Source organism: Polyangiaceae bacterium, assembly GCA_015075635.1.
Lineage (GTDB): Bacteria > Myxococcota_A > Polyangia > Polyangiales > Polyangiaceae > JADJKB01.
The window spans coordinates 1,511,043-1,531,967 of sequence record JABTUA010000002.1 but is presented as its reverse complement, the minus strand read 5'-3'; the positions used below and the strand labels follow the sequence as shown (position 1 = coordinate 1,531,967).

Here is a 20,925-nt window from a genome sequence, read left to right as displayed (position 1 = left end):
CGGCAGCGCGTGATACTAGTCGGGACTCGGTCGATGTCCGAGCGTCCCTCACTCTCCAGCATCATCGCGGGCATCACCGAGACCTTCGGGCCCCGCAAGCGCCGCTCGTGGATGGGGCAGACGCGGGCGCACGTCGAGCTGCGCGACCTGAGCAGCGACGAGCTCGGGCGCTTCTCGACGGCGCTCAGGGAGGCGGCCGCGCGCTTGCCGCGGATCAAGTGGGTCGAGATCAACCCGCACACGCGCCGCGCCGTGATCGAGATCGAGCGTGGTGCGCACGAGCTCGAGGAGCTGGTGGAGCTGGTGCACGCGGCGGAGCAGAGCGCGGGCGTGGAGAAGGCCGCCTTCTCCGAGAGCGCCGCCGAGCACCCGGCGGACGCCGAGCCCCTGCACCGCCTGGGCCTCGGGGCGGCGCTCGACGTGATCGGTTTCGGTGTCGGAGCCGCGCTGCGTTTCTCGCCGTTGCCGGCCTCCGGCATCGCGGCCTCGGTCGCCGCGGCCTCCGCCGTGGTGCGCGCGACGCCGCGCCTGCGCCAGAGCCTGGATCAGGCCCTGGGAGGCAAGCGCGCGGATCTCACGCTGAGCAGCGTGATCTCCTTGGCCCAAGGCGCCGCCCAGCGCCCCGTGGCGTCGCTGGTCGATCTCGCGCACAAAGCTGCGCTCTTGCGCGAGGCGCGGGCGCGGCAGGACACCTGGGAGGCGCGAGAGGCCGAGCTCTGCTCCGCGTCCTACGAGCACGATCTGGGGCGGGCACGGGTCGATCCCCGACCAGTGCCGCTGCCCCGGGGGCCCATCGAGGAGTACGCCGATCGGGCCTGGATCGTCTCGCTGGGCGGATTCGCGGTGAGCTTCCTGACCACGCGCAGCGTGCAGCACGCCGTGGCCGCGCTGTTCGGCGCGCTGCCCAAGCCGGCGCGCCTGGGTCGCGACGTGTTCGCGGCGGAGCTCGGGCGCACGCTCGCGGCGCGTCGCGTGCTGGTGAACGACCCGGACGTGCTCCGCCGCCTCGACCGCATCGACTGCCTGGTCATCCAGGGCGACTTGGTCGCGCGCGATCGCTTCGAGGTGACCGAGGTGGTCACCGTGGAGGGAGTCTCTCGCCGTGAGACCCGGCGTCGCGTTCTGGAGCTGTTCGAGCCGGACCACCCGGTGAGCGTGGTGCGGCGCGAGAGCTGGGTGCTCGGGCCGCCGGCGCGCCTGGGCTTGTCGCTGCCGCTCGAGCTGGAGACCCGGGCACGGGAGCTCTCCCGGCGCGGCGAGCTCTGCCTGGGCCTGGCGAGGGACGGTCGCGTCGAGGGCCTGGTCGCGCTCTCGATGATCCCGCAGACCGGCATCGAGGAGCTGATCACCGCGGCACACGAGGCGCAGATGCGGGTGGTCATCGCCTCGAACGACGAGGCGGTGCTGCAAGGGCTGAACGTGGACGACGCCATCCCCTTCGGCGACGGCCTGCCGAGCGGGATCCGGCGCCTGCAGCGCGAGGGGCGCAGCGTGATGCTGGTGGTGACCGGCCGCGCCACGGGCATCGGGGCGGCCGACTGCGCCATCGGCCTGGTGCGCGCCGGCGAGCCGCCGCCATGGGGCGCGCACCTGATCTCGAGCGACGACCTGTCCGACGTGCGCTTCGTGCTCCAGGCCTGCGTGACCGCCAAGAAGGTGGCGAAGCAGAGCGTGAACCTGGCGCTCGGAGCCGCCGGCGTGGGCACGCTGGTCTCGGCGGGCGGAGTGGTGAGCATGACCACGCGCCGGGTGTTCGCCGTGGTGAACACCGCGTCGCTGATCGCGATGGCGAACGGTCTGCGCAACAGCGCGTCGCTCGAGCGGCGCGCGCTGCCGCCGCCCCGCGACCGCACGCCCTGGCACGCGCTGGACGCCCAGGGCGTCTTGGCGAAGCTCGGCACCAGCGAGACGGGGCTTGCGCGGGCGGAGGCGCACTCGCGCCGGCGCCCGACGCCGGGTGACAAACCCGCCCTGCTCGAGCTCTCGGAGGCGGTGACGGACGAGCTGTTCAACCCGCTGGCGCCGCTGCTCGCGGCCGGCGCCGGTCTCTCGGCGGTGGTGGGCTCGGTTGCGGACGCCGGCATGGTGGGCGGCGTCGTCGCTTTGAACGCCGTCGTCGGCGGCGTGCAGCGCTTCCGCACCGAGCGCGCGATTCGCCGCCTGGCCAGCGACACGAAGCGTCGCGCGCGCGTGCTCCGCGGCGGCGAGCTCACGGACGTCGATGCCGCCGAGCTGGTGCGCGGGGACGTGGTGCTGTTCTCGCCGGGCGACGTGGTGCCCGCGGACTGCCGCATCATCGGCGCGGAGAGCGTCGAGGTGGACGCCTCGAGCCTCACCGGCGAGTCGTTGCCGGTCCGCAAAGGCCCCGCGGCGTCCTTCGATCCGGAGGTGGCCGAGCGCGGCAGCATGCTCTACGAGGGCACCAGCATCGCGGCGGGTCGCGCCACCGCCGTGGTGGTCGCCACCGGGGACGAGACCGAGGCGCGCCGCGGCTCGAACACCTCGCGACGGGACATCGCCACGAGCGGCGTCGAGCTCCGGCTGCGCTCGCTGATCAACCTCACCGGTCCCATCGCGCTCGGGGCGGGCGCCGCGCTGATCACCACAGGGGCGCTGCGCGGTCGGCGTTTGAAGGAAGTGGTGAGCTCCGGCGTGAGCCTCGCCGTGGCCTCGGTGCCGGAGGGCCTGCCGCTGCTCGCCACCGCGGCTCAGCTCGCCGCGGCGGAGCGCCTGAGCAAGCGCGGCGCGCTGGTGCGCAACGCGCGCAACATCGAAGCCCTCGGCCGCGTGGACGTGCTCTGCGTGGACAAGACCGGCACGCTCACCGAAGGGCGCATCGAGCTCCGGCGCGTCTCCGACGGTACGTGGGACGAAGCCGCCGATGCGCTGGGTCCGGCGGCGCTCCGGGTGCTGGCGGCGGCGCTGCGCGCGACGCCGGCGCTGGAGCAGAGCCCGGCGTTCGATCCGCTCGACGCCTCGCTGCACCGCGCGGCTGCCGGCTACGCCCTGCGGGCCGCCTACGGCGCGGAGGGCTGGCGCTCGGTGAGCGAGCTGCCCTTCGAGGCGGGGCGCGGCTACCACGCCGTGACCGGCGAGGGGACGAGCGAGCGCTTCCTGAGCGTGAAGGGCGCACCGGAGGTCGTGTTGCCGACGTGTACGCGGCGGATGCACGACGGCACCCGTGTCCCCCTCGACGAGGTCACCCGCAACGCGCTCGCGGAGCGGGCGTCCGAGCTGGCGCGTCAGGGCCTCCGGGTGCTGGCGGTCGCCGAGCGCAGCGTGGCCGAAGAAGACCGCCTCGATCCGGGTCGCCTGGTCGGGCTCTCGTTCGTCGGCTTCATCGCCTTCAGCGACCCGGTGCGCTCCTCGGCGCGCGCCGCCCTCGATCAGCTCCGCGCCGCCGGCGTGGCGACCATGATGATCACCGGGGACCACCCGAGCACCGCGGAGGCCGTGGCCCGTGAGCTCGACCTCTTGACCGGCAAGCGTGTGATGACCGGTGCGGAGCTGGCGGAGCTGTCGGAGGACCAGCTCGACGCGCGCATCGGCAGCATCAGCGTGTTCGCCCGGCTCACGCCCTCGCAGAAGGTGCGCATCGTGCGCGCCTTGCAGCGCGCGGGTCACTGCGTGGCCATGGTCGGTGACGGCTCCAACGACGCGCCCGCCATCCGCCTGGCGAACGTCGGCATCGCGATGGGCGAGCGCAGCACCAGCGCGGCGCGCGGCGCGGCGGACGTGGTGATCACCGACGAGCGCATCGAGACCATCGTGGACGCCATCGTCGAGGGCCGCGCCATGTGGGCGAGCGTGCGCGACGCGGTGTCGATCTTGGTCGGGGGGAACCTGGGCGAGATTGGCTTCTCCGTCGCGGCGGGCCTGGTGGACGGGCGCTCGCCGCTGAACGCCCGGCAGCTCTTGCTCGTCAACATGCTGACCGACGTGGCGCCGGCGATGGCCATCGCCCTCAGGCCTCCCTCCAAGGAGACGCTGGAGTCGCTGGCCAGCGAAGGGCCGGACGCTTCGCTCGGTGACGCGCTCAGCCGCGACATCGCGTCCCGTGCCATCGTCACCGCGGCCGGGGCAGGCGCGGCGTTCGTGGTCGGACGCCTCACCGGGAGCCGCGAGCGTGCCGCGACCGTCGGGCTGCTGGCGCTGGTGGGCACACAGCTTGGTCAGACGGTGACCTCCGGCGGGCTGAGCCGCCCCGTGCTACTGACCAGCGCGCTCTCCGCCGCGGTGCTCGCCGGCGTGGTGCAGACCCCGGGGGTCAGCCACTTCTTCGGTTGCCGGCCGCTGGGTCCGGTGGGCTGGGCGACCGCCGTCGGCGCGTCCGCAGTCGCCACGGTCGCGGCGGCGAAGTACCCGGAAGTGATCGAGAGGGTCGCGCAGCGGCTGCGCCTGGTGCAGGTGCTGCCCCGCGAGGACTCGCCGCGCGTCGAGCGCCTGCCGGCGTCCTGAGTCGACCTTCGCCGAGCGGAACCCGAGTCCGAGCGCTTCGATAAGCGGCCCGAAACTTGGCCGAAGCGTCGCGCGCTTGGCATTGGCACGGGCATGCGAACGAACCTCTTTGCCCTGATCGCGCTCCCGCTCGTCGCCGCCGCTTGTGGCACCGCAGGAGTTCCGCACCCCACCACGCTGGACGACGTCGAGGTCGCCCAGGCCAAGCCGGCCGAGAAGACCGCCATGCGCGGCGACGACGATCTGCCGTTCATCGAGGAGATCCCCGGCGCCGAGGAGACGCTGCCGCCGAATCCCTCCCAGTTCGCGAACAAGCAGGTGGGCGACCGCACGGTCCACCGCTTCAGCGGCTCGTTCCGCAAGGCCAATCTGATTCTGACCCAGGAGGTCGTGGCGCGGGCCGGCAGCCTCGTCGTGGTGGACTACCTGCTCGAGGAGGGCGACGCCGCCACCCGGCTGCGAGTCACTCACGACATCGGCAGCGATCGAGTGCTGCGCGTGCGCGAGGTGCGCGGCAAGAAAGAGCTGCCCTCCAGCACCGCCGCCTTCGAGAAGCTGATGGCCAAGACGACGTTCGCCCCCGACGACAACGAGGCCGAGATCGCCAAGGAGAAGGCTACCTGCCTGATCGGCAGCGAGCCCATCGAGTGCGAGAAGACCGCGTACCGCGTCAAGGTGGGCGACAAGACCGCGACCTTCAGCGTGGCGCGGAGCAGCGATGGCCGCGACGTGTCCGGCGAGATCAGCGCCGAGGACGGCGCCATCATCTACAAGGCGGAGCTGATCGAGTCGCGCACGGGACTGCCGGCTGGCGTCGCCAGTCGCTGAGCATCCGTGGTAGCTTCCGGCCCATGATGCGGGCCAGGAGCGTTCTGATTGGCACGGCCGTCGCGCTCGCGACGGCCGTCGCGTTTGCGCAGGGCTCGAGCGGCGCGCTGCCCCCGGTGGAGGAGCAACCGCCGCCGCCAACGGGCGCACAGCCGCCGGTGACGCCGCCCGCGGAGCCGGGCCCGCCGCCGTCCGCCACGGCCCCGCCGCCTGCCCAGCCACCGCCGCCTGCCGCGCAGCCGTATCCGCCCGGTGCCTACCCCGCGTACCCGCCGGGCTACGCGTATCCGCTGCCGCCGAAGCCCGAGCCGGAGCCGGTGCGCAGCGTGTCGGTCACCCTCTCGCCCATCCACCTGCTCCTGCCCATCTTCGAGCTGACGGTGGAGGCGCGCGTCGTGGATCACTTCGGGCTCGCACTGCTCGGCGGCTTTGGCTCGGTGACGGCGGAGAACAACCTGGGCGAGAGCGAGAAGTTCTCGGCTTACGAGGTCGGGGGGCAGGCGCTGTGGTACCCGATGAAGCCGTTCCACGGCCTGCACGTCGGGGCCGAGGTGCTCTACCTGAAGGTCGAGTCGGACGACATGAACGACGGTCGGGTCAGCGGTACGGGCACCGGGCTCGCGGTGGGTCCGCTCATCGGCTACAAAGTACTGACCAGCGGCGGGTTCACCTTCGTCGCGCAGGGCGGCGTCGAATACGTCGCCATCCAGGCGGAGGCGAACGACCAGGCCGGCAACTCCGCCCAGGAGGACGAGAGCCGCTGGATCCCGCTGCTCAACCTGAACCTCGGGTTCTCGTTCTGAGCGGTCAGGCCCCGAGCGCGGACTTCAGGCGCTCGAGCTGCTCGCGCTCTTCGGCTTCGACCTGACCGTCGGCGTACATCACGGCGCGCACCGCCTCGACGAACGCGCGCCGGTGCGCCTCCGGGACCAACGCGGGATCCACCTCACCCGGCGCGGGCGCGACGTGCAGCCACTGCTCGACCTGGGCCCGCTCGCTCGCGTCGAGCTCCAGGCGCTGGATCAGGCGCTCCACGAAGCGTCGCTCGCCTTCATGAATCTGGAGATCGGTCCAGGCTTGGGCGCAGACGAACTTGAGCAAGAGCAGCCGATCTTCACGCGACAGGGCTTCGAGCATGACCGCGACAGGATAGGACGTTACGGCACGAGTGTCTGCTCCACCTCGAAACCGCCGCCGAGCGAGGTGATCCGCCAGATGTCCACGGGCCCTTCGGTCTCTTCGCTGAGCGGATCGTAGTCGAGCGCGCCGGAGGCCCCCGTCACGTCCACGCTTCCGCCCAGGGTGAGCTCCTTGGCGATGTCGCCCCAGGTCGAAGGCACGATGTCCACCGGCTCGCCCAGGGAGAGCCGCCGGAGGCCGCGCGCGATGCCGAGACCGTGCACGATGCCCTCCTGGCCGCTCGAGCGCGCGGCGCCGTAGAACGTGAGCCAGGCTGCGTCGTAGGCGTGAGCGACGTAGGAGAAGTCGTTGGCCTCGGCCTGGAACGCCGCCTTGAAGCTGGCGCGAAACTGCTCGTACACCGGGCCGGCGGGCACCGCGAAGCGACTGCCTCGTACACGCGGGAAGAGCGCGGCGGCGCCGCTGGCTTTGGCCAGGAGGTCTGCGTTGGCGGCGCTGTCGGTCAGGAAGAGCTTCTTCTGCTCGTAGCCGGCGGTGGACACCGCGACGTTCAAGAAGGCGGCCGCGTCCGCGGTCTGCGACGAGAAGAACAGCACCCACGGCGCCGGGCTCTTGCCGGCCGCGACCACCCTGGCGTCGCGCTCGGAGGTGTTCGAGAAGCTCGAGCTGGCGGTCTGGCCGCCGATGCTGGAGAACGCCTTCTCGAACACGGCGGTCAGGCCCTCGCCGTAGGCGCCTGCTTCGTGAACCAGCACCACGGACGTGACGCCTTGCTGCTGGAGATAGATGGCGATGGCGTCGCCCTGAAGCGTGTCGGGCGGAGCCGTGCGCCAGAGCCGGCCCGGCGTCTCGTCGGTCGGGTTCTTGCCGTCGAGGCCGCTCAAGCTCGGGCTGGTGGCGGAGGGCGAGATCAGGAGCACGTCCTTGCCCGCCAAGGCCAGGTACACCTCGACGGTGTCGGTCGAAGCGCTCGGGCCGACGATGGCCGGGACGCCGATGGCGTCGGCCAGGTAGCGGGCGCTCTGGACCGCGGCCTGGGTGCGGTCCAACGAGTCGAACTGCGCGTTCTGGGAGATGTCGCACAGCACCACGCCGAAGGCTCGCCCTTGCAGGCCGCCGACCTCGCGGACCTGGGTGATGGCGAGGCGTAGGGCGCTCTCGCGCGCCAGGTGCGTGGTCACCGAGCGGTCCATCAGGCTGCCGATCAGCACCGCGCCCGGGTAGTTCTGCGGGCGGGTCAGAATGTCTTCGGGGAAGGTGGCGGCACAACGCGGGTTGGGCGGCGCCTTCTCGCAGTATCCGTCGGTGTTGCACACCGAGCCCGGGCCGAAGACGGCGCGGCAACGCGCGCTGCTGGAGCAAGCCGTGATCTCGGGTCGCGACAGCGAGCAGCTCGCGAGGGCGAGCCCGGTGAGCACCAGCGCTCGCGCGGCTCGCTCAGAACTCACCATGGACACGCAGCGTCCCCCCGCTTGGTTGGAGCGCAAAGCCAGCGGCGACGCCAGGCTTCTGCTCCTTCGCTGAAGGCGCGGTCAGCAGAAAGTAGGTACCGGCTCCCGCAGCCACCAGGCCCAGCCCCAGCCCCAGATCGGCGAAGAGCGAGTAGCGCTGATCGCGATCCACCGCGTCACGCGCGGAGGCGTCGCACAAGGTCTGCCCGGCGGACTGCTTGCACCCGGCATCCACGTCTTTGCGCGCCGAGAGCGCCATCAGCCCGAACACCGCACCCGCGCCCATCGCCACTCCGCCGGCGCCGAGCAGGACGTAGCCGAGCGTCGTCTCGCCGCCCGAGTCGGCCGCGCGCGGCTCCACGGGGCGCGCGCGCGGCGCCGCCTCGGCTGGCGCGGTCTGCTTCGGCTCGCGCTCGGGCTTCCGCTCGGGCTCCTCCTCTTCTTCCTCGAGCACCACCTTGGAGGTTGGCGCGGCGCGTTTCCTCAAGTTCTGGACCCGCTTCGAGAGCACGTCGCGCTCGGTCGGCTTGGCGTGCGGCAGGTACTTCTCCAGCGCGTCGGCGGCCTCGGAGAGCTTGCCCAGGCGCTCGAGGGCGTTGCCGATGTTGAACATCAGCCGGGGTCGGTGGCTCAGTCGATACGCCTCCTCGAAGGCGCCGAGCGCGTCTTCGTAGCGGCCCTCGGCGTAGGCCGCATCTCCCTGCTTGAACAAGCTCCGCGCCTTCGCGTCGTCGGCGGCACTGGGCTGGTCGGGCTTGGCGACGGCGGGCCCCGCTGAGCACAGCAGGTGAGCGGCGAGCAGAGCGACGAGCAGGCGCTTCACTTGTCGTCCCAGGGATCGACGTTGTCCGTCTTGAGCCCGGTGCCCTTCGGCGGAGCCGCGCTGGGCGCCGGTTTGGGCGGGCCAGGCTGGGGACGCAGCGTGCCCTTTGCGGGCTTCTGCGGCTCCACCTTCGGTGCGAGCTCGGTCAACGCGATGCTGGTGGGCGGCGGCGAGGTCGCGTCGAACTCGAAGGTTCGCGTCTCGTGTCCCGCCGCGGTGACGCGCAGCGTGTGGCGCTTGCCGTCCGCCTTGAAGGTGCTGGTGAAGCCGCCGCTCCCGATCTGGCGCCCGTCGAGCTCGATGCTGGCGTCCACGGGCGTGACCTTGACGCTCACCGTGTAGCTGCCGGCCGATGCGCCGACGCCCTCGACGACCTCGCCCTCGTCGCTGGAGGACTCGAGGTTCTTGGAGTAGCTGACCAGTCGGGTCGCCCCGAAGGTGAGACCGAGACCGAACAGCAACGCCGTCACGCTCGCCAAGGACCACCAGGCCAGCCCCAGCGGGCGCCCACCCGGGAGCGCGCCGGTGCCGAGCGCGCTGGCGCTCTGGCCGAGCGTGCCGCCCGTCTCTTCGTAGGGCGTTCGCGGCAGATCCGGGACCGTCACGTCCTGGTTCTTCGGGGCCGACATCGTGCCGAACTGCGGCTCCCAGATGGTGCGCGTGCGCGGGCTCGCGAACGGCAGGAGCGCGCGACCGAGCGCTCCCACGCTCGGGAAGCGATCGTTCTTCTGGCGCGCCATGGCCCGGAGGATCACCCGCTCGAAGTCCGAAGGCAGCCCGGGGCGGTGTACGTGCGGCGCGTCGAAGTCGCCCTGCGCAATGGCGTACATGAGGCCCATGAAGGTGTCGGCCTTCTTGGCGAACGGGCGCACGCCGGTCGCACCTTCGTACAGGATCACTCCGAGCGAGTATTGGTCCGCGCGACCGTCCAGGTTGCGATCGCCGCGCGCGAGCTCCGGTGAGACGTAGTGGGGTGATCCCAGGAACGTGGAGTCGGTGGTCAGGTCCGAGGGTGCCGTCTCCTGCACCACCTTCGAGATGCCGAAGTCGAGCACCTTCGGAGTCATCTGGCCGTTCCAGCCCTGGGCGAGGAAGATGTTCGCGGGCTTCAGATCCCGGTGGATCACGCCTTGCGCGTGGGCCGCCTCGACGGCGGCGAGCACCGGTAGCATCAGGTCCACCAGTCGCGACAGGTCGAGGGCGCCCTCGCGGCGGAGGAACGAGTGCAGCGACTCGCCGTCCAGGTACTCCATCACCAGGCACGGGAGCCCGTCGATCACGCCGACGTCGGTCGCGTCCACGATGTGCGGGTGGCGGATGCGCGACGCGAGCTGGCCCTCGCGCAGGAAGCGGGTCACGACCGTGTCGTTCTCCGCGTAGGCGCGGCGCAGCGTCTTGATGGCGACGCGCTTGCCGAGCCCGGTGTGGACCGCCTCGTAGACCTCCCCCATCCCGCCGGAGCCGATGCGCCGCTTGATGGTGTACTGGCCGACGGAGGTACCGCTGGCCAGATCGGGGGTCTGCTCGGGCTTCATCGCGGGTCGGCCCCTCGAGTGTAACAGCGCCCGGGCTAGTTCAAGAGCTCCGGGTCGAAGTCCGGCTCAGAACGCGCGCGGGCCGGGCCCGCCTGGTGGTGGACCAGCTTCCACACCCCGCTTTCACGCGCGAACACGTTGGTCGCGCTGAGCTCCACGCCGGGGAGCTCCTCGGTGCAGGTGACGATGGCCGTCTCTCCGATCACCAGCGCCTGGGCGTTTCGCTGCTGGACCGCCGGCGCTTCGGGATTCCCCAGGATGGCCCGCCAGCTCGCCGTCACCTGCGCGTGCCCGCGTAAGATCTGCCAGCCCGGGTGAATGCAGACCACGGCGTGATCGCTCGCCCAGAGCTCGAGCATGCGCTCGACGTCGCGGTCCCGGAACGCGGAGTAGAAGGCCGCGTTCGCTGCCAAGACCTCCGCTTCGTCGGTCGCCACGGGCGTGAAGGTAGCACGTGGCTCGTGTTAGCTTGGTGCGCATGCTCGGGCGCGCCTGGCTGCCATTGAGCCACACCCAGGAAATGAGCGTGTTCTCCAAGCGCAGCGCCTTCGATCGTCAGCCGAACGCCATGGCTCGGGCCGTCGAACGCGCGCGAGCGCGGGGCCAGAAGCTCATCGACCTGACCGTGTCCAACCCGACCACTGCGGGGCTGCCCTACGAAGAAGACAGGATCCTGGCGGCGCTCCGGGCGCCGGCCGCGCTCCGCTACGAGCCCGCCTCGTTCGGCCTCGACGCCGCGCGCGACGCAGTGGCCACGGAGCTCGGGCGCGACGGCGTCGAGCTAGCGCGCGAGCGAATTCTGCTCACCGCCAGCACCAGCGAGGCCTACGCCTTCGCGTTCCAGCTCCTGTGCGATCCAGGTGACGCGGTGCTGGTCCCCGCGCCGAGCTACCCGCTGCTCGAGCACCTGGCCGCGCTGTCGAGCGTGCGCCTGGTGCCCTACCGCCTGGCATATGACGGCGCATGGCACTTGGATCTGGACTCGCTCCGGCGGGCAGCCGTACCCGGGGTGCGAGCCGTGTTCGTGGTGAGCCCCAACAATCCCACCGGCTCCTATCTGAAGCGGAACGAGCTCCACGCCATCGCCGAGCTCGGCCTGCCCGTGGTGAGCGACGAAGTGTTCGCGCGATACCCGCTGACTGAGGACCCGCAGCGGATCCGGAGCGCGCTCGACGGCCAGGGCACTCTGGTGCTCGCGCTCGGTGGTCTGTCGAAGCTCGCGGCCTTGCCGCAGCTCAAGCTCGGCTGGATGCTGCTCGGAGGCCCCGAGCACGCCGTGGACGAAGCGCTCGGCCGACTCGAGCTGATCGCGGATTCGTACCTGTCGGTCGCCGCGCCGGTGCAGCACGCCCTGCCGGAGCTCTTCGCCGCCACGCGGAGCACCGTGGAAGCGATCCGTGTTCGCACGCGTGAAAACCTCGCGCGGATCCGAGCCGAGCTCTCGGAGAGCCCCGTGAGCGTGCTCCACGTCGAAGGGGGCTGGTATGCGGTGCTGCGGCTGCCGCAGGTGAAGAGCGAGGAGGCCTGGGGGACGGAGCTCGTCGAGCAGGCGGGTGTCCTGGTGCAACCCGGCTGGTTCTTCGACTTCCCGGGCGAACCCTACGCCGTCGTCAGCTTGCTCACGCCGAGCGACCAGCTCGGCGTCGGGGTGCGGCGCCTCGGAGAGCACTGTACGTCCGTCCTCCGGCTCTGACTGAGATTGCCTTCGCACCCGAGCTTCGCCATTCTGGGGCGGCCCGGAACTTGCTCATCATGGCGGCCGCACCGGCTCGCCGTGCGCAGGAGGACACCTTGATTCGCCGCCGTTCGCTTGGGTTCGTGGTCGTTGCCAGCGGAATTCTCATCGCTTGCGGAGCGCGCGACGCGATGGACAGCCCTTGCCCCATCGGCTTCCAGGAAGACGACGGCCAGTGCATTCCGATCACGGGTGGCACAGGCGGCCAGGGTGGCACAGGCGGTGGGATAGGTGGCCTCGGCGGCGGCGGCTTCGGCGGCGGCGGCTTCGGCGGCTTCGGCGGCGGCGGCTTCGGCGGCGGCGGCTTCGGCGGCGGCGGCTTCGGCGGCGGCGGCATGGGGGGCTTCGGCGGCGGGGGCATGGGTGGCACGGGCGGCTTCACCGGCGACTGTTGCTCTCCCCACGCTTGGCCGGGCTGCGGTGACCCGTTCATCACCAAGTGCGTCTGCGCCAGCGATCCCTATTGCTGTCAGGGCCAGTGGGACAGCGCGTGCGCCAGCGAGGTCACAGCGCTGAACTGCGGGAGCTGCGGCGGCATGGGCGGCATGGGCGGCATGGGCGGCTTCGGCGGTTTCGGCGGCGGTGGCTTCGGTGGCACGGGCGGCTTCGGCGGCTTCGGCGGCGGTGGCTTCGGCGGCACGGGCGGCTTCGGCGGCTTCGGCGGCGGTGGCTTCGGCGGCACGGGCGGCTTCGGCGGCTTCGGTGGCACCGGCGGTTTCGGTGGCTTCGGCGGCACGGGCGGCTTCGGCGGCATTGGTGGCATCGGCGGCATCGGTGGCACGGGCGGTATCGGTGGCACCGGCGGCATCGGTGGCACCGGCGGCACGGGTGGCATCGGTGGCACCGGCGGGGTTGGCGGTTCGGGCGGCACCGGCGGTGGCTGCGCGGTCGGCGACTGCGACAACGACGGTTACACCGTCGCGGACGGCGACTGCTGCGATCAGCCCGGCGGCTGCAGCACCACGCCGGAGCTCGTGAACCCCGGCGCCATCGAGTACATCGGCAACGCGGTGGACGACGACTGCGACGGCTTCTTCGACGAGATCGATCCGCCCTGCGACAACACGGTGACCAACAGCGGCACCGGCGATCCGCTCGACTACGCCAAGGCTCTCGACCTGTGCCAGTTCACGACCGAGGTCGTGCCCAGCATGAAGGAGAAGAAGTGGGGCGTGATCAGCGGCAAACTGACCCGCGCGGACGGCACCGGACTGCCTGCCACGCAGAGCCGCGCCGTGCGCTCCAAGTTCGGCAGCGCGCTGTTCCCGCTCAAGGGTCAGCGCTTCGCGGCGCTCTCCTCGGGTACGGCGGCGGCGCCGGGTGACACCAACCCGTCCCACCAGGCCTTCCAGTCCGGCGTGGACACCGGCACGAGCAGCGGTTTCCCGGCCGACTGGTTCGCGGCCAACGGCAACGTCCTGCCGAACGCCCCGGGTTGCCCGGGCGCCGGTCAGGGTGGCGGGCAGGCGTTCAATCCGGTGATGCTCACGCTCCGCCTGCGCGTCCCGACCAACGCCAAGTCGTTCAGCTTCAACTCCTTCTTCTTCTCGGCGGAGTTCCCGGAGTTCGTCTGCACCACCTTCAACGACTTCTTCGTGGCGCTGGTCGACGCGCCCGTCACCACGAACCCGAAGGACAAGAACCTCGCCGTCTTCATCGCGCCGGACTTCAAGCGCTACCCGATCGGCGTGAACCTGTCGTACGCCACCAACCTGTTCGCGGTGTGCGACGACGGTCCCACCGGTTGCTCGGGCGGCAACCCGGGCAGCGCGAAGTGCCTGGCCGGGCCGGCCCTCCTGACCGGCACCGGGTTCGACACCGTGACGGGTGGCTGCGGAACGCCGCCGAACGACAGCAAGCTGCTCGGCGGCGGAACCGGCTGGCTCACCACCGCCGGCAACGTGAAGTCCGGCGACATCATGGAGCTCCGGATCGCCATCTGGGACACCGGCGACGGCATCTACGACTCGCTGGTGCTCCTGGACAACTGGATCTGGAACCTCAGCCCGGCGTCTCCGGGCACACGCTGAGCGACTGCTCGCCGAGCGCTGGGCGACCGGGCTAGACTGGCGCAATGGTGCGCGTTCTGGTGCTGGTGGCGGCGGCGCTCTCCGTCGCCTGCAACAGCATCACCGGCGTCGACGACCTGGAGAAGGTCGATTGCGTGACCAATTGCGGCAGCGGCGGCGCGGGTGGCGGTGCGCTCACTCCGCTGGGCGTCTCCGTCGGCCGCCGCGCCAGCTGCGTCATCGTCAGCGACAAGTCCGTGCGTTGCTGGGGTGCGAACCCAGGTGTCCTGCCCGGCACCGTTTCGACCACGCCCGTCCCCGTGGCAAAGCTCGCGGACATCGACGGCGTGTCCATTGGTCTCGAGCACGCCTGCGCTCTGGACGGCAGCGGAACGGTCTGGTGCTGGGGCCTCAACAACTTCGGGCAGCTCGGGGACGGCACCAACGAGGCGAGCCCCGAGCCGAAGCAGGTGCCGAACCTTCCCGCCATCGACACCGTCAGCGTGGGTTCGACGCACTCGTGTGCGTACACCAGCCCAGACATCGATCCGGTGCAGGCGTACTGCTGGGGCCAGAACGACAGCGGTCAACTCGGCGACGGAACGAAGCAGGACAGCCCGAGCCCGGTGAAAGTGGCGCTGCCGTCCGGGGCCAAAGTCGTTCGCATGGGTCCAGGCGGCGGCTTCACGGCGGCCATCGTCGACGTCGGCGGATTGCTCGAGACCTGGTGCTGGGGAAAGAACGACAAGGGTCAGTGTGGGCAGCCAACCACCAAGCCGACGATCGACGCGCCGGAGAAGATCCCAGGCGTGCCGCAACTCGAGCGCGTGTACCCGGGCTTCGAGCACATGTGCGGGCGGACCGTCGGCACCAAGATCCCTTGGTGCTGGGGCGCGAACGAGCACGGCCAGGTCGGCATCAACGCGACCAGCCCGTGGGAGGCCCCGGCCGCAGTGATTGGTGGCGAGCAGATCGACACCATGTTCGTCGGCTACCGGCACACCTGCTTCTCCAAGAACACGTCGCTCGAAGGCGTCTGCTGGGGAGCCAACGACTTCGGGCAGCTCGGCGGTCAGCCCAGCGTGGATCAGCCACTGCCTTCCCCGGCGCCCTACCTGGACGGAGCCGCAGTCTCCATGCGTCAGGCGGAGCATGGCTGTCGCATTCTCGCCGACGTGGTGTCGTGCTTCGGCGCAAACGACAGCGGACAGCTCGGCAACGGCAAGATCGGGCCCTCCAGCCCTCCCGGCGAGGTCAATCTCGGCCTTTAGCCGCGGACCCCGTATAGTGAGGGGGTGACCGAGCTCAGCGTGGGGATGGAGGTCACTCCGTCGATTCGTCTCAAGCGCCGCCTGGGGGCCGGCGGGATGGGCTCGGTCTGGGTCGCCGAACACGCCGCGCTGAAGACGGAGGTCGTGGTGAAGTTCCTGGCCGACCGCTTGGTCGAAGACCCCGTGAGCCAGGCGCGGTTCGCCAGGGAGGCCTCCGCTGCGGCGCAGGTGAAGAGCCCGCACGTGGTGCAGATGCTCGATCACGGCATCTTGCCGGCGGGCCACCCCTACATCGTGATGGAGCTGCTCGAGGGGCGGGACCTCGCGCAGGAGATCCGGCAGCGTGCGCTGTCTCCGGCGGAGGTCGCGCACATCGTGGAGCACGTGGCGCTGGCGCTGGCCCGCGCGCACACGCGGGGCATCGTTCACCGCGACATCAAGCCCAACAACATCTTCTTGTGCGACGTAGGGACGCCGCTGCCATTCGTGAAGCTGCTCGATTTCGGCATCGCGCGCGAAGGCGACCAAAACCTCACCTCGACGGGGCAGTTGGTCGGGACGCCCGCGTTCATGAGCCCCGAGCAGCTTTCGGGGCAGCCGGTAGGAGCATCGAGCGACTTGTGGTCGCTGGCCATGGTCGCGCTCAAGGCCTTGACCGGCAAAAACCCGTACGAACGCCCTACCATCCCGGAGACGATGGGCGCCGTCGTGAACGGAGACCTGCCCGTGCCTTCGGCGCTCTCGCCCGGGCTACCGCCCGCGGTGGACGCCTGGTTCGCTCGGGCCTGCGCGCGCGACCCCGGACGGCGGTTTTCCAGCGCGAACGAGCTGTCCGAAGGATTGTGGGCAGCAATCGGCCTGCCCAAGGCGGTGGCTTCTTCACCGAACGCCAGCTCCGGTCCCGTGCTGCCGCCGGCGGCGACCACGGTTTCAATCACGCCGTTCGAGCCGATCACCGAGGGAACGTTGAGGTCCACGGTGAACGGGCGGGCGTCACGGAGCAGCCTGCCCGCTCCGGCTGCGCGACCGTCGGGGGGCGCTTGGGTGGCGCTCGGCGGGGTTGCGGCGTTGGTCGCGATTGCGGGGCTGTCGGTGGCGTGGAGCGCTTCTTCGACGGCTGTGGAGTCGCGGCTGGGTCGCGCGCTGCCGGGCGTCGCTGCCGGAAGCGCCGAGCTGTGGTCACGGCTCCGCCTGGCGACCCCGCCGGCCGAGTCGAGCGCCGCACCCGCCGCGCCCTCCGCGGCGCCCAAGCCGACCCCAAAGCGGGTCCGCCCGAGTCGAGGCGCGGCGAAGGAGGACGATGACCTCGGCTTCTAGGCTGCTCGGCGTCGCGCTCGCCGCGAGCCTGTGCTTCGCGGCGGCGACGGCCTCCGCCGAGCCTTCCGCTGCCGAGAAGGAGACCGCTCGCAAGCTGGTCAAGTCCGGGCGGGCGAAGCGGCAGGCCGGCGATGCCAAGGCAGCGCTCGAAGACTTCAAGGCCGCTCACGCCATCATGGGCGTGCCGACCACGGGCCTGGAGCTCGGCAGGGCCCAGCTCGAGCTCGGGTTGCTGGTCGAAGCGCGGGACACGTTGCTGGAGGTCGCGCGCAGCGTTCCTGCCCCGCGCGAATCGCCGCTCTTCGCCAAGTCCCGTGGGGAAGCGAAGGAGCTGGCCAAGGAGATCGAGCCGAAGATCCCGCAGCTCACGCTCGAGCTCGCCAATGCTCCAGAGGGAGTGCGCGTCTTGGTGGACGATGCCGAGGTTCCGAGCGCTGCGCTCTCGGCGCCGCTCTCCTTGAACCCGGGCAAGCACGTGATCGTCGCCCGCGCGGGTGAGCGCGAGAAGCGCGCGGAGGTGAGCGTCGAGCGCGGACAGTCCCGAACGTTGACGCTCGATCTGTCCGGGCTCGCGGCGTCTCCGAAGAAGAAGGCGAGCCCCTCCACGGCCCAGAAGCCGAGCGGCAGTACCTGGGTCTACGCGGGATTCGGCGTGGCGGGTGCGGGAGCGCTGGTCGGCAGCGTCACCGGCCTCATGGCGCTGTCGAAGAGCTCCTCGGTGAAAGAGCAGTGCGTGGACGGTCGCTGTCCGCCTCCGGCGCACGACGACCTGGACTCGGCACGCCGGTTCGGCACGGTGTCGACTCTGGCCTTCGTCGTGGCCGGGGTTGGGGCCGGAGTCGGCGTATACGCGTTGCTCGCATCGGGCGAAGACAGCTCGCCCGAACGCCGGGCCTCCCGCCCGCAGCGCCTGGAGGCGTGGGTCGGGCCGGGGAGCGCCGGCGCGCGTGGCTCGTTCTAGGCCCGGCGCGCGCGCCGAGCAGAGAACAGGCCCAGGGCCCCGAGAGCGAGGGCGAGCGCCGCAGAAGACTGGCCGCGGGTGTCGGCGAGCCGGCAGCCACAGCCGCCCGGCTTCTCCTTGACCTCACCGGGCTTCTCCTCGACGGGAGCTTCGGCGGGCTCCTCGGCCTTCTCCGCGGGAGCGGGCTCCTCGCTCTTTTCCTCGGCCTTCTCGCCGCCCTCTTCCTTCTTCTCCTCGGCCTTCTCGCCGCCCTCTTCCTTCTTCTTCTTCTTCTCCTTGGGGTCGGCGAAGACCATCGCCCGGCGGTCGATGATCTCGTTCTCGCCGTCGAGCTTCAACGTGGTCGGCGCGCCGATGATCTGACCGTTGCGCGCGTCGCGCACCGTCACCTTGTATTCGCCGGCCTCGATGCCGTGCGCGCGGGTGATCTTGAAGCTGAACATCGTCCCCTTCTCGATCTTGCCGCTGCCCGGGTCCATGAAGCCGATGTCCACGCCCTCGATGATGTCCTGGCGCCCCGTCAGCGGGACCCTCCGCTCGACCAGCTTGTCGCCGTCCATCATGGCGCGCTCGAAGTAGGAGAGCGGCGAAAACTCGAACTTGACCGGGATGTGCGCCGTGTCGGGCGATTTCGGCAGGAAGATCTTCAGCTCGAGCTTCCACGACTTCGCTTCCGTTTCCTTGATGGTCGTCTTGCTCCACTGCACGCGACCGGCAGCGAGCGCGAGGCTCGTGATCGCCAACACCGCGAGCAGCGCGGCAAAGCTCGCGATGCGTCGAACCCAGGAATACCGCCTCATCGTGAAACCTCCGAGGCGGAAAGCTAGCGCGATTCGTCCCGGACGAGATTGAAAATCCGGCGGACCACCGTGCGCGATAAGCTCGCCGCATGGTGCGGCGCGCCGCGGACCTGCTGGCGATCTCGTGTCTGGTCTCCGCCTTCGCCTGCGGCGAGCGCGGCGCGGCGCCCGGCCCGACCGCACCCGCCATCGCGGCCCGGTCGCCGATCCGCGCTCCGGTGCCGGGTACCGCTCGAGCGCCCGAGCCGCTACCCGCGCCCGCGCCCGCGCCCGCGCCCGCCGAGTGCGACGACTCCCTCGGCGGGGCTCTCGCCAGGGTGAGCTGCGATGGCACCCGCGTCCTGGTCGCGCACCCCGTCGAGCTCCACCCCGATCGGCCGGCGCCCGCCGAGCCGACCCGCGCCGTGCTGCACGCGGTCAGCGACCTCCTGCAGAGTCAGCCGGAGATCCTGTTCGTGCGCATCGAGGTCTACGTGGGCCGGGACGTGGGCGAGGACCCCGAGAAGCGGCGCGCGGAGCTGGCGGCTGCCCAGCGCCGCGCGGACGCGCTGCTCCAGTATCTCTGGCGCAAGCGCGGTGTCTCGGCGGAGCGGCTCGAGGCCGTCGGCTACGAGCACGATGCCCGGCAGAGCTCCGGCGTTCCTTGGCCGGTGGTTTTGCGCATCGTGCAGCGCGCGCGACGATGAGCCTTTCCTTCCTTCGCGAAGGCAGCGTACGCTCCGCCCTCGATGCGTCGGGGATTCGTCATCGCGCTCGGTTCGTGTGCGTTCTTGGCAGCTGCGTCCGCCCGGGCGGAGCTGCCTCGGGACTACTTCTTGGACGCGCCGGCGGCCGGCACCTACTCGATGTCCGACGTGTACAACGTCGGTGCCCAGCAGAGCCTGGAGAACCGCGCTCACCTCGAAGAGGGGATGAGCATGCTGACCACGCGCCTCTCGGGCATCGCCAGCTATCCCTACGCGGACGGCAGCATCAACCTGGACGCGCGGGTGTTCCTTTTCACGCTCGGCGGCAGCGCCGGCTACCGGCACGTCTATCGCAATCACACCTTCGAGCCCGGCGAGGACTCGAGCCGCGACGCGCGCAACGATCGCGAATCCGACGGCGACTTCGACTCGCAAGGTTACGCCTACGGCGAGGGGCGCCTGCGCATGGTCATCCCGCTCGATCCGTTCTTCCTCATCAGCACCAACACCCTGCGTTGGGAAGACGCGGACGACAACTCGTTCGACTGGCTCCACGCGAACAAACACGACGGCGGCAGGCTCTTCAAGAGCGAGGCCACGCTGTTCTTCCGCCACCGTGACCTCGGCGGCATCGGCCCCTACGCGCGTTACATGAACGTGCCGCGCACCAAGTCGGACGGCACGCACGACCGACGCGACGAGCTGCACTACGGCCTGGTGTTCGGCACGCGTCCCGGCTGGGTCAGGCCCCGTGGTGGCAACGCCGACCTGTTCCTGCTCCAGCTCGTGTTCAAGTTCGGCGACGAAGACTTTGGTCTGCACCCGTATCGCCTGCCGGTGTACCCGCTGGCGGTTTACCGGGTGGTGATGAAGCTGTTCTGAGCGCGCGCGCCTCGAGCGCCCAGGCCAGCGCGAAGCAAGCGAGGGCGAGGCCGGCGCAAAGACCCCAGGTCTCCGCCGGCGTGCTTGGGCTGAGGCCGGCGAGCTCGACGGCTCCGAGCAGGCCGAGGTGCACCACGTAGGCCGCGAGCGCGTGGCGCCCCAGCACCAGCATGGGAGCGAGCAGGCGTCGTTCGGCGAGCCGCCTGCCAGCGAAAAGCGCTGCCCAGAGCGACGCCAGGAGCGGCGCGATGAGGGCCAAGGCGCCTAGCGCCGAGTGGTTCCAGAACCGCACCGGCGCGCGCGGAGACTCCTGTGTCAGGTGGAGCAGGGCCAGCTGTCCATCGTGGACGCGGTACAGCGACGAGCGCTCGGTGATCCAGCTCTGGCCCAGCCAGAGCACGACGCCGAGCACCGGCAACGCCAGCGCGAGGCCGAAGCCGAACGCTCGCCGGCCCGTGCGGCGCCAGGCGCGCATCGCCAGGGCCCCGAGCGCCGTGAACGCGACAAGCGGAAAGGCGCCACCCGGTCCCGCGTTGAGCCCGGGCAGCGTGGCGCCGCTGCGATCGAGGGAGGCCGTCACCCCGAGCACGCCGATACCGAGAGCGCACAAGGCCAGCTCCGGCGCCGGGCTCCGGAGCGCCAGCGCCGTCGTGACCAGGGCGAGAGCGATGGCGGACAGGATCCCCGGCGAGACCAAGAGGTCAGGCAGCTCGAGGCCGTATTGCGGCACGAACAGCACGACAGCGAGGGCGTAGAGGCTCAGGGCGCGACGAAGCGTCGTCGGTAGAAGCGCCGAGCCTGCCCTCTCGTGCGCGAGGCTCGCCGCTGCGCCCGCGATGAACAAGAACGACGCGGCGATGAACGGCTCCGCCCACATGAAGAACGCGAGTGACGACTCCAAGACACCCGCGCCAGCCGGCGTTTGGAGCCGCCGGGCGTGGACGACGAACATCATCAGCACGACCAGCGCCCGGTAGAGATCGAGCCCCGGCTCGCTGCGCCTGTTCGCGATCGTCACGCTCGAGCTAG

At 70.8% G+C, this 20,925-nt stretch carries 17 protein-coding genes; 10 read left to right on the top strand and 7 right to left on the bottom strand.

Translation table 11 applies throughout. From position 1 onward, the window contains the following. The first annotated feature begins 33 nt into the window (after positions 1-33). The 3 genes from HS104_23150 (at position 34) to HS104_23140 (ending at position 6,089) form a co-directional block, all read left to right on the top strand. Positions 34-4,458, top strand: a complete 4,425-nt coding sequence (locus HS104_23150; GenBank protein MBE7482861.1) for a cation-translocating P-type ATPase — start codon at positions 34-36, stop codon at positions 4,456-4,458. A 93-nt stretch (positions 4,459-4,551) separates the two neighbouring features. After that, the gene (locus HS104_23145) at positions 4,552-5,286 is read left to right on the top strand and encodes a hypothetical protein (protein ID MBE7482860.1); all 735 of its coding nucleotides are present in this window, start codon (positions 4,552-4,554) and stop codon (positions 5,284-5,286) included. 23 nt (positions 5,287-5,309) lie between these two features. Beyond that, a complete protein-coding gene (locus tag HS104_23140; protein MBE7482859.1) occupies positions 5,310-6,089 on the top strand; it encodes a DUF3575 domain-containing protein in 780 nt (259 codons plus the stop codon). Between the two features lie 4 nt (positions 6,090-6,093). Here the strand turns inward: HS104_23140 and HS104_23135 are convergent, their stop codons facing one another. The 5 genes from HS104_23135 to HS104_23115 are packed head-to-tail and all read right to left on the bottom strand — an operon-like array spanning position 6,094 to position 10,672. Beyond that, positions 6,094-6,423, bottom strand: coding sequence for a TerB family tellurite resistance protein (locus HS104_23135; GenBank protein MBE7482858.1), 330 nt, complete (start codon positions 6,421-6,423; stop codon positions 6,094-6,096). Positions 6,424-6,443: 20 nt separating this feature from the next. Next, positions 6,444-7,877 (bottom strand): ABC transporter substrate-binding protein, encoded by a 1,434-nt coding sequence (locus HS104_23130; protein ID MBE7482857.1) that lies wholly within the window; start codon positions 7,875-7,877, stop codon positions 6,444-6,446. Beyond that, positions 7,864-8,700, bottom strand: coding sequence for a tetratricopeptide repeat protein (locus HS104_23125; protein ID MBE7482856.1), 837 nt, complete (start codon positions 8,698-8,700; stop codon positions 7,864-7,866). Before HS104_23125 ends, HS104_23130 begins: the two co-directional genes overlap by 14 nt. Next, positions 8,697-10,235: a serine/threonine protein kinase gene (locus HS104_23120; protein MBE7482855.1), complete on the bottom strand. Its 1,539-nt coding sequence runs from the start codon at positions 10,233-10,235 to the stop codon at positions 8,697-8,699. Before HS104_23120 ends, HS104_23125 begins: the two co-directional genes overlap by 4 nt. A gap of 35 nt (positions 10,236-10,270) precedes the next feature. After that, positions 10,271-10,672 (bottom strand): nuclear transport factor 2 family protein, encoded by a 402-nt coding sequence (locus HS104_23115; protein MBE7482854.1) that lies wholly within the window; start codon positions 10,670-10,672, stop codon positions 10,271-10,273. Between the two features lie 41 nt (positions 10,673-10,713). On the opposite strand from HS104_23115, the gene HS104_23110 reads away from it, so the two are divergent. The 5 genes from HS104_23110 (at position 10,714) to HS104_23090 (ending at position 17,528) form a co-directional block, all read left to right on the top strand. Beyond that, positions 10,714-11,928, top strand: coding sequence for a pyridoxal phosphate-dependent aminotransferase (locus tag HS104_23110; GenBank protein MBE7482853.1), 1,215 nt, complete (start codon positions 10,714-10,716; stop codon positions 11,926-11,928). 98 nt (positions 11,929-12,026) lie between these two features. Further along, entirely contained in the window at positions 12,027-14,000 is a 1,974-nt protein-coding gene (locus HS104_23105; protein ID MBE7482852.1) for a hypothetical protein, read from the top strand. 44 nt (positions 14,001-14,044) lie between these two features. Beyond that, a complete protein-coding gene (locus tag HS104_23100; GenBank protein ID MBE7482851.1) occupies positions 14,045-15,250 on the top strand; it encodes a hypothetical protein in 1,206 nt (401 codons plus the stop codon). A gap of 24 nt (positions 15,251-15,274) precedes the next feature. Next, positions 15,275-16,567: a serine/threonine protein kinase gene (locus HS104_23095; protein ID MBE7482850.1), complete on the top strand. Its 1,293-nt coding sequence runs from the start codon at positions 15,275-15,277 to the stop codon at positions 16,565-16,567. Continuing rightward, positions 16,551-17,528 carry a hypothetical protein gene (locus HS104_23090; protein ID MBE7482849.1) on the top strand — a complete coding sequence of 326 codons (978 nt, stop codon included), beginning with the start codon at positions 16,551-16,553 and terminating at the stop codon, positions 17,526-17,528. Before HS104_23095 ends, HS104_23090 begins: the two co-directional genes overlap by 17 nt. Here HS104_23090 and HS104_23085 read toward each other — a convergent pair. Beyond that, on the bottom strand, positions 17,525-18,328 hold the full coding sequence (locus HS104_23085) for a hypothetical protein (GenBank protein MBE7482848.1): 804 nt from the start codon (positions 18,326-18,328) through the stop codon (positions 17,525-17,527). The genes HS104_23090 and HS104_23085 overlap by 4 nt on opposite strands. Before the next feature lie 89 nt (positions 18,329-18,417). Here HS104_23085 and HS104_23080 point away from each other — a divergent pair, with 89 nt between their 5' ends. After that, the gene (locus tag HS104_23080) at positions 18,418-19,014 is read left to right on the top strand and encodes a hypothetical protein (GenBank protein MBE7482847.1); all 597 of its coding nucleotides are present in this window, start codon (positions 18,418-18,420) and stop codon (positions 19,012-19,014) included. A gap of 42 nt (positions 19,015-19,056) precedes the next feature. Continuing rightward, a complete protein-coding gene (locus tag HS104_23075; GenBank protein ID MBE7482846.1) occupies positions 19,057-19,896 on the top strand; it encodes a hypothetical protein in 840 nt (279 codons plus the stop codon). Here HS104_23075 and HS104_23070 read toward each other — a convergent pair. Continuing rightward, positions 19,805-20,914: a DUF1624 domain-containing protein gene (locus tag HS104_23070; protein ID MBE7482845.1), complete on the bottom strand. Its 1,110-nt coding sequence runs from the start codon at positions 20,912-20,914 to the stop codon at positions 19,805-19,807. The genes HS104_23075 and HS104_23070 overlap by 92 nt on opposite strands. Between the last annotated feature and the right edge of the window lie 11 nt (positions 20,915-20,925).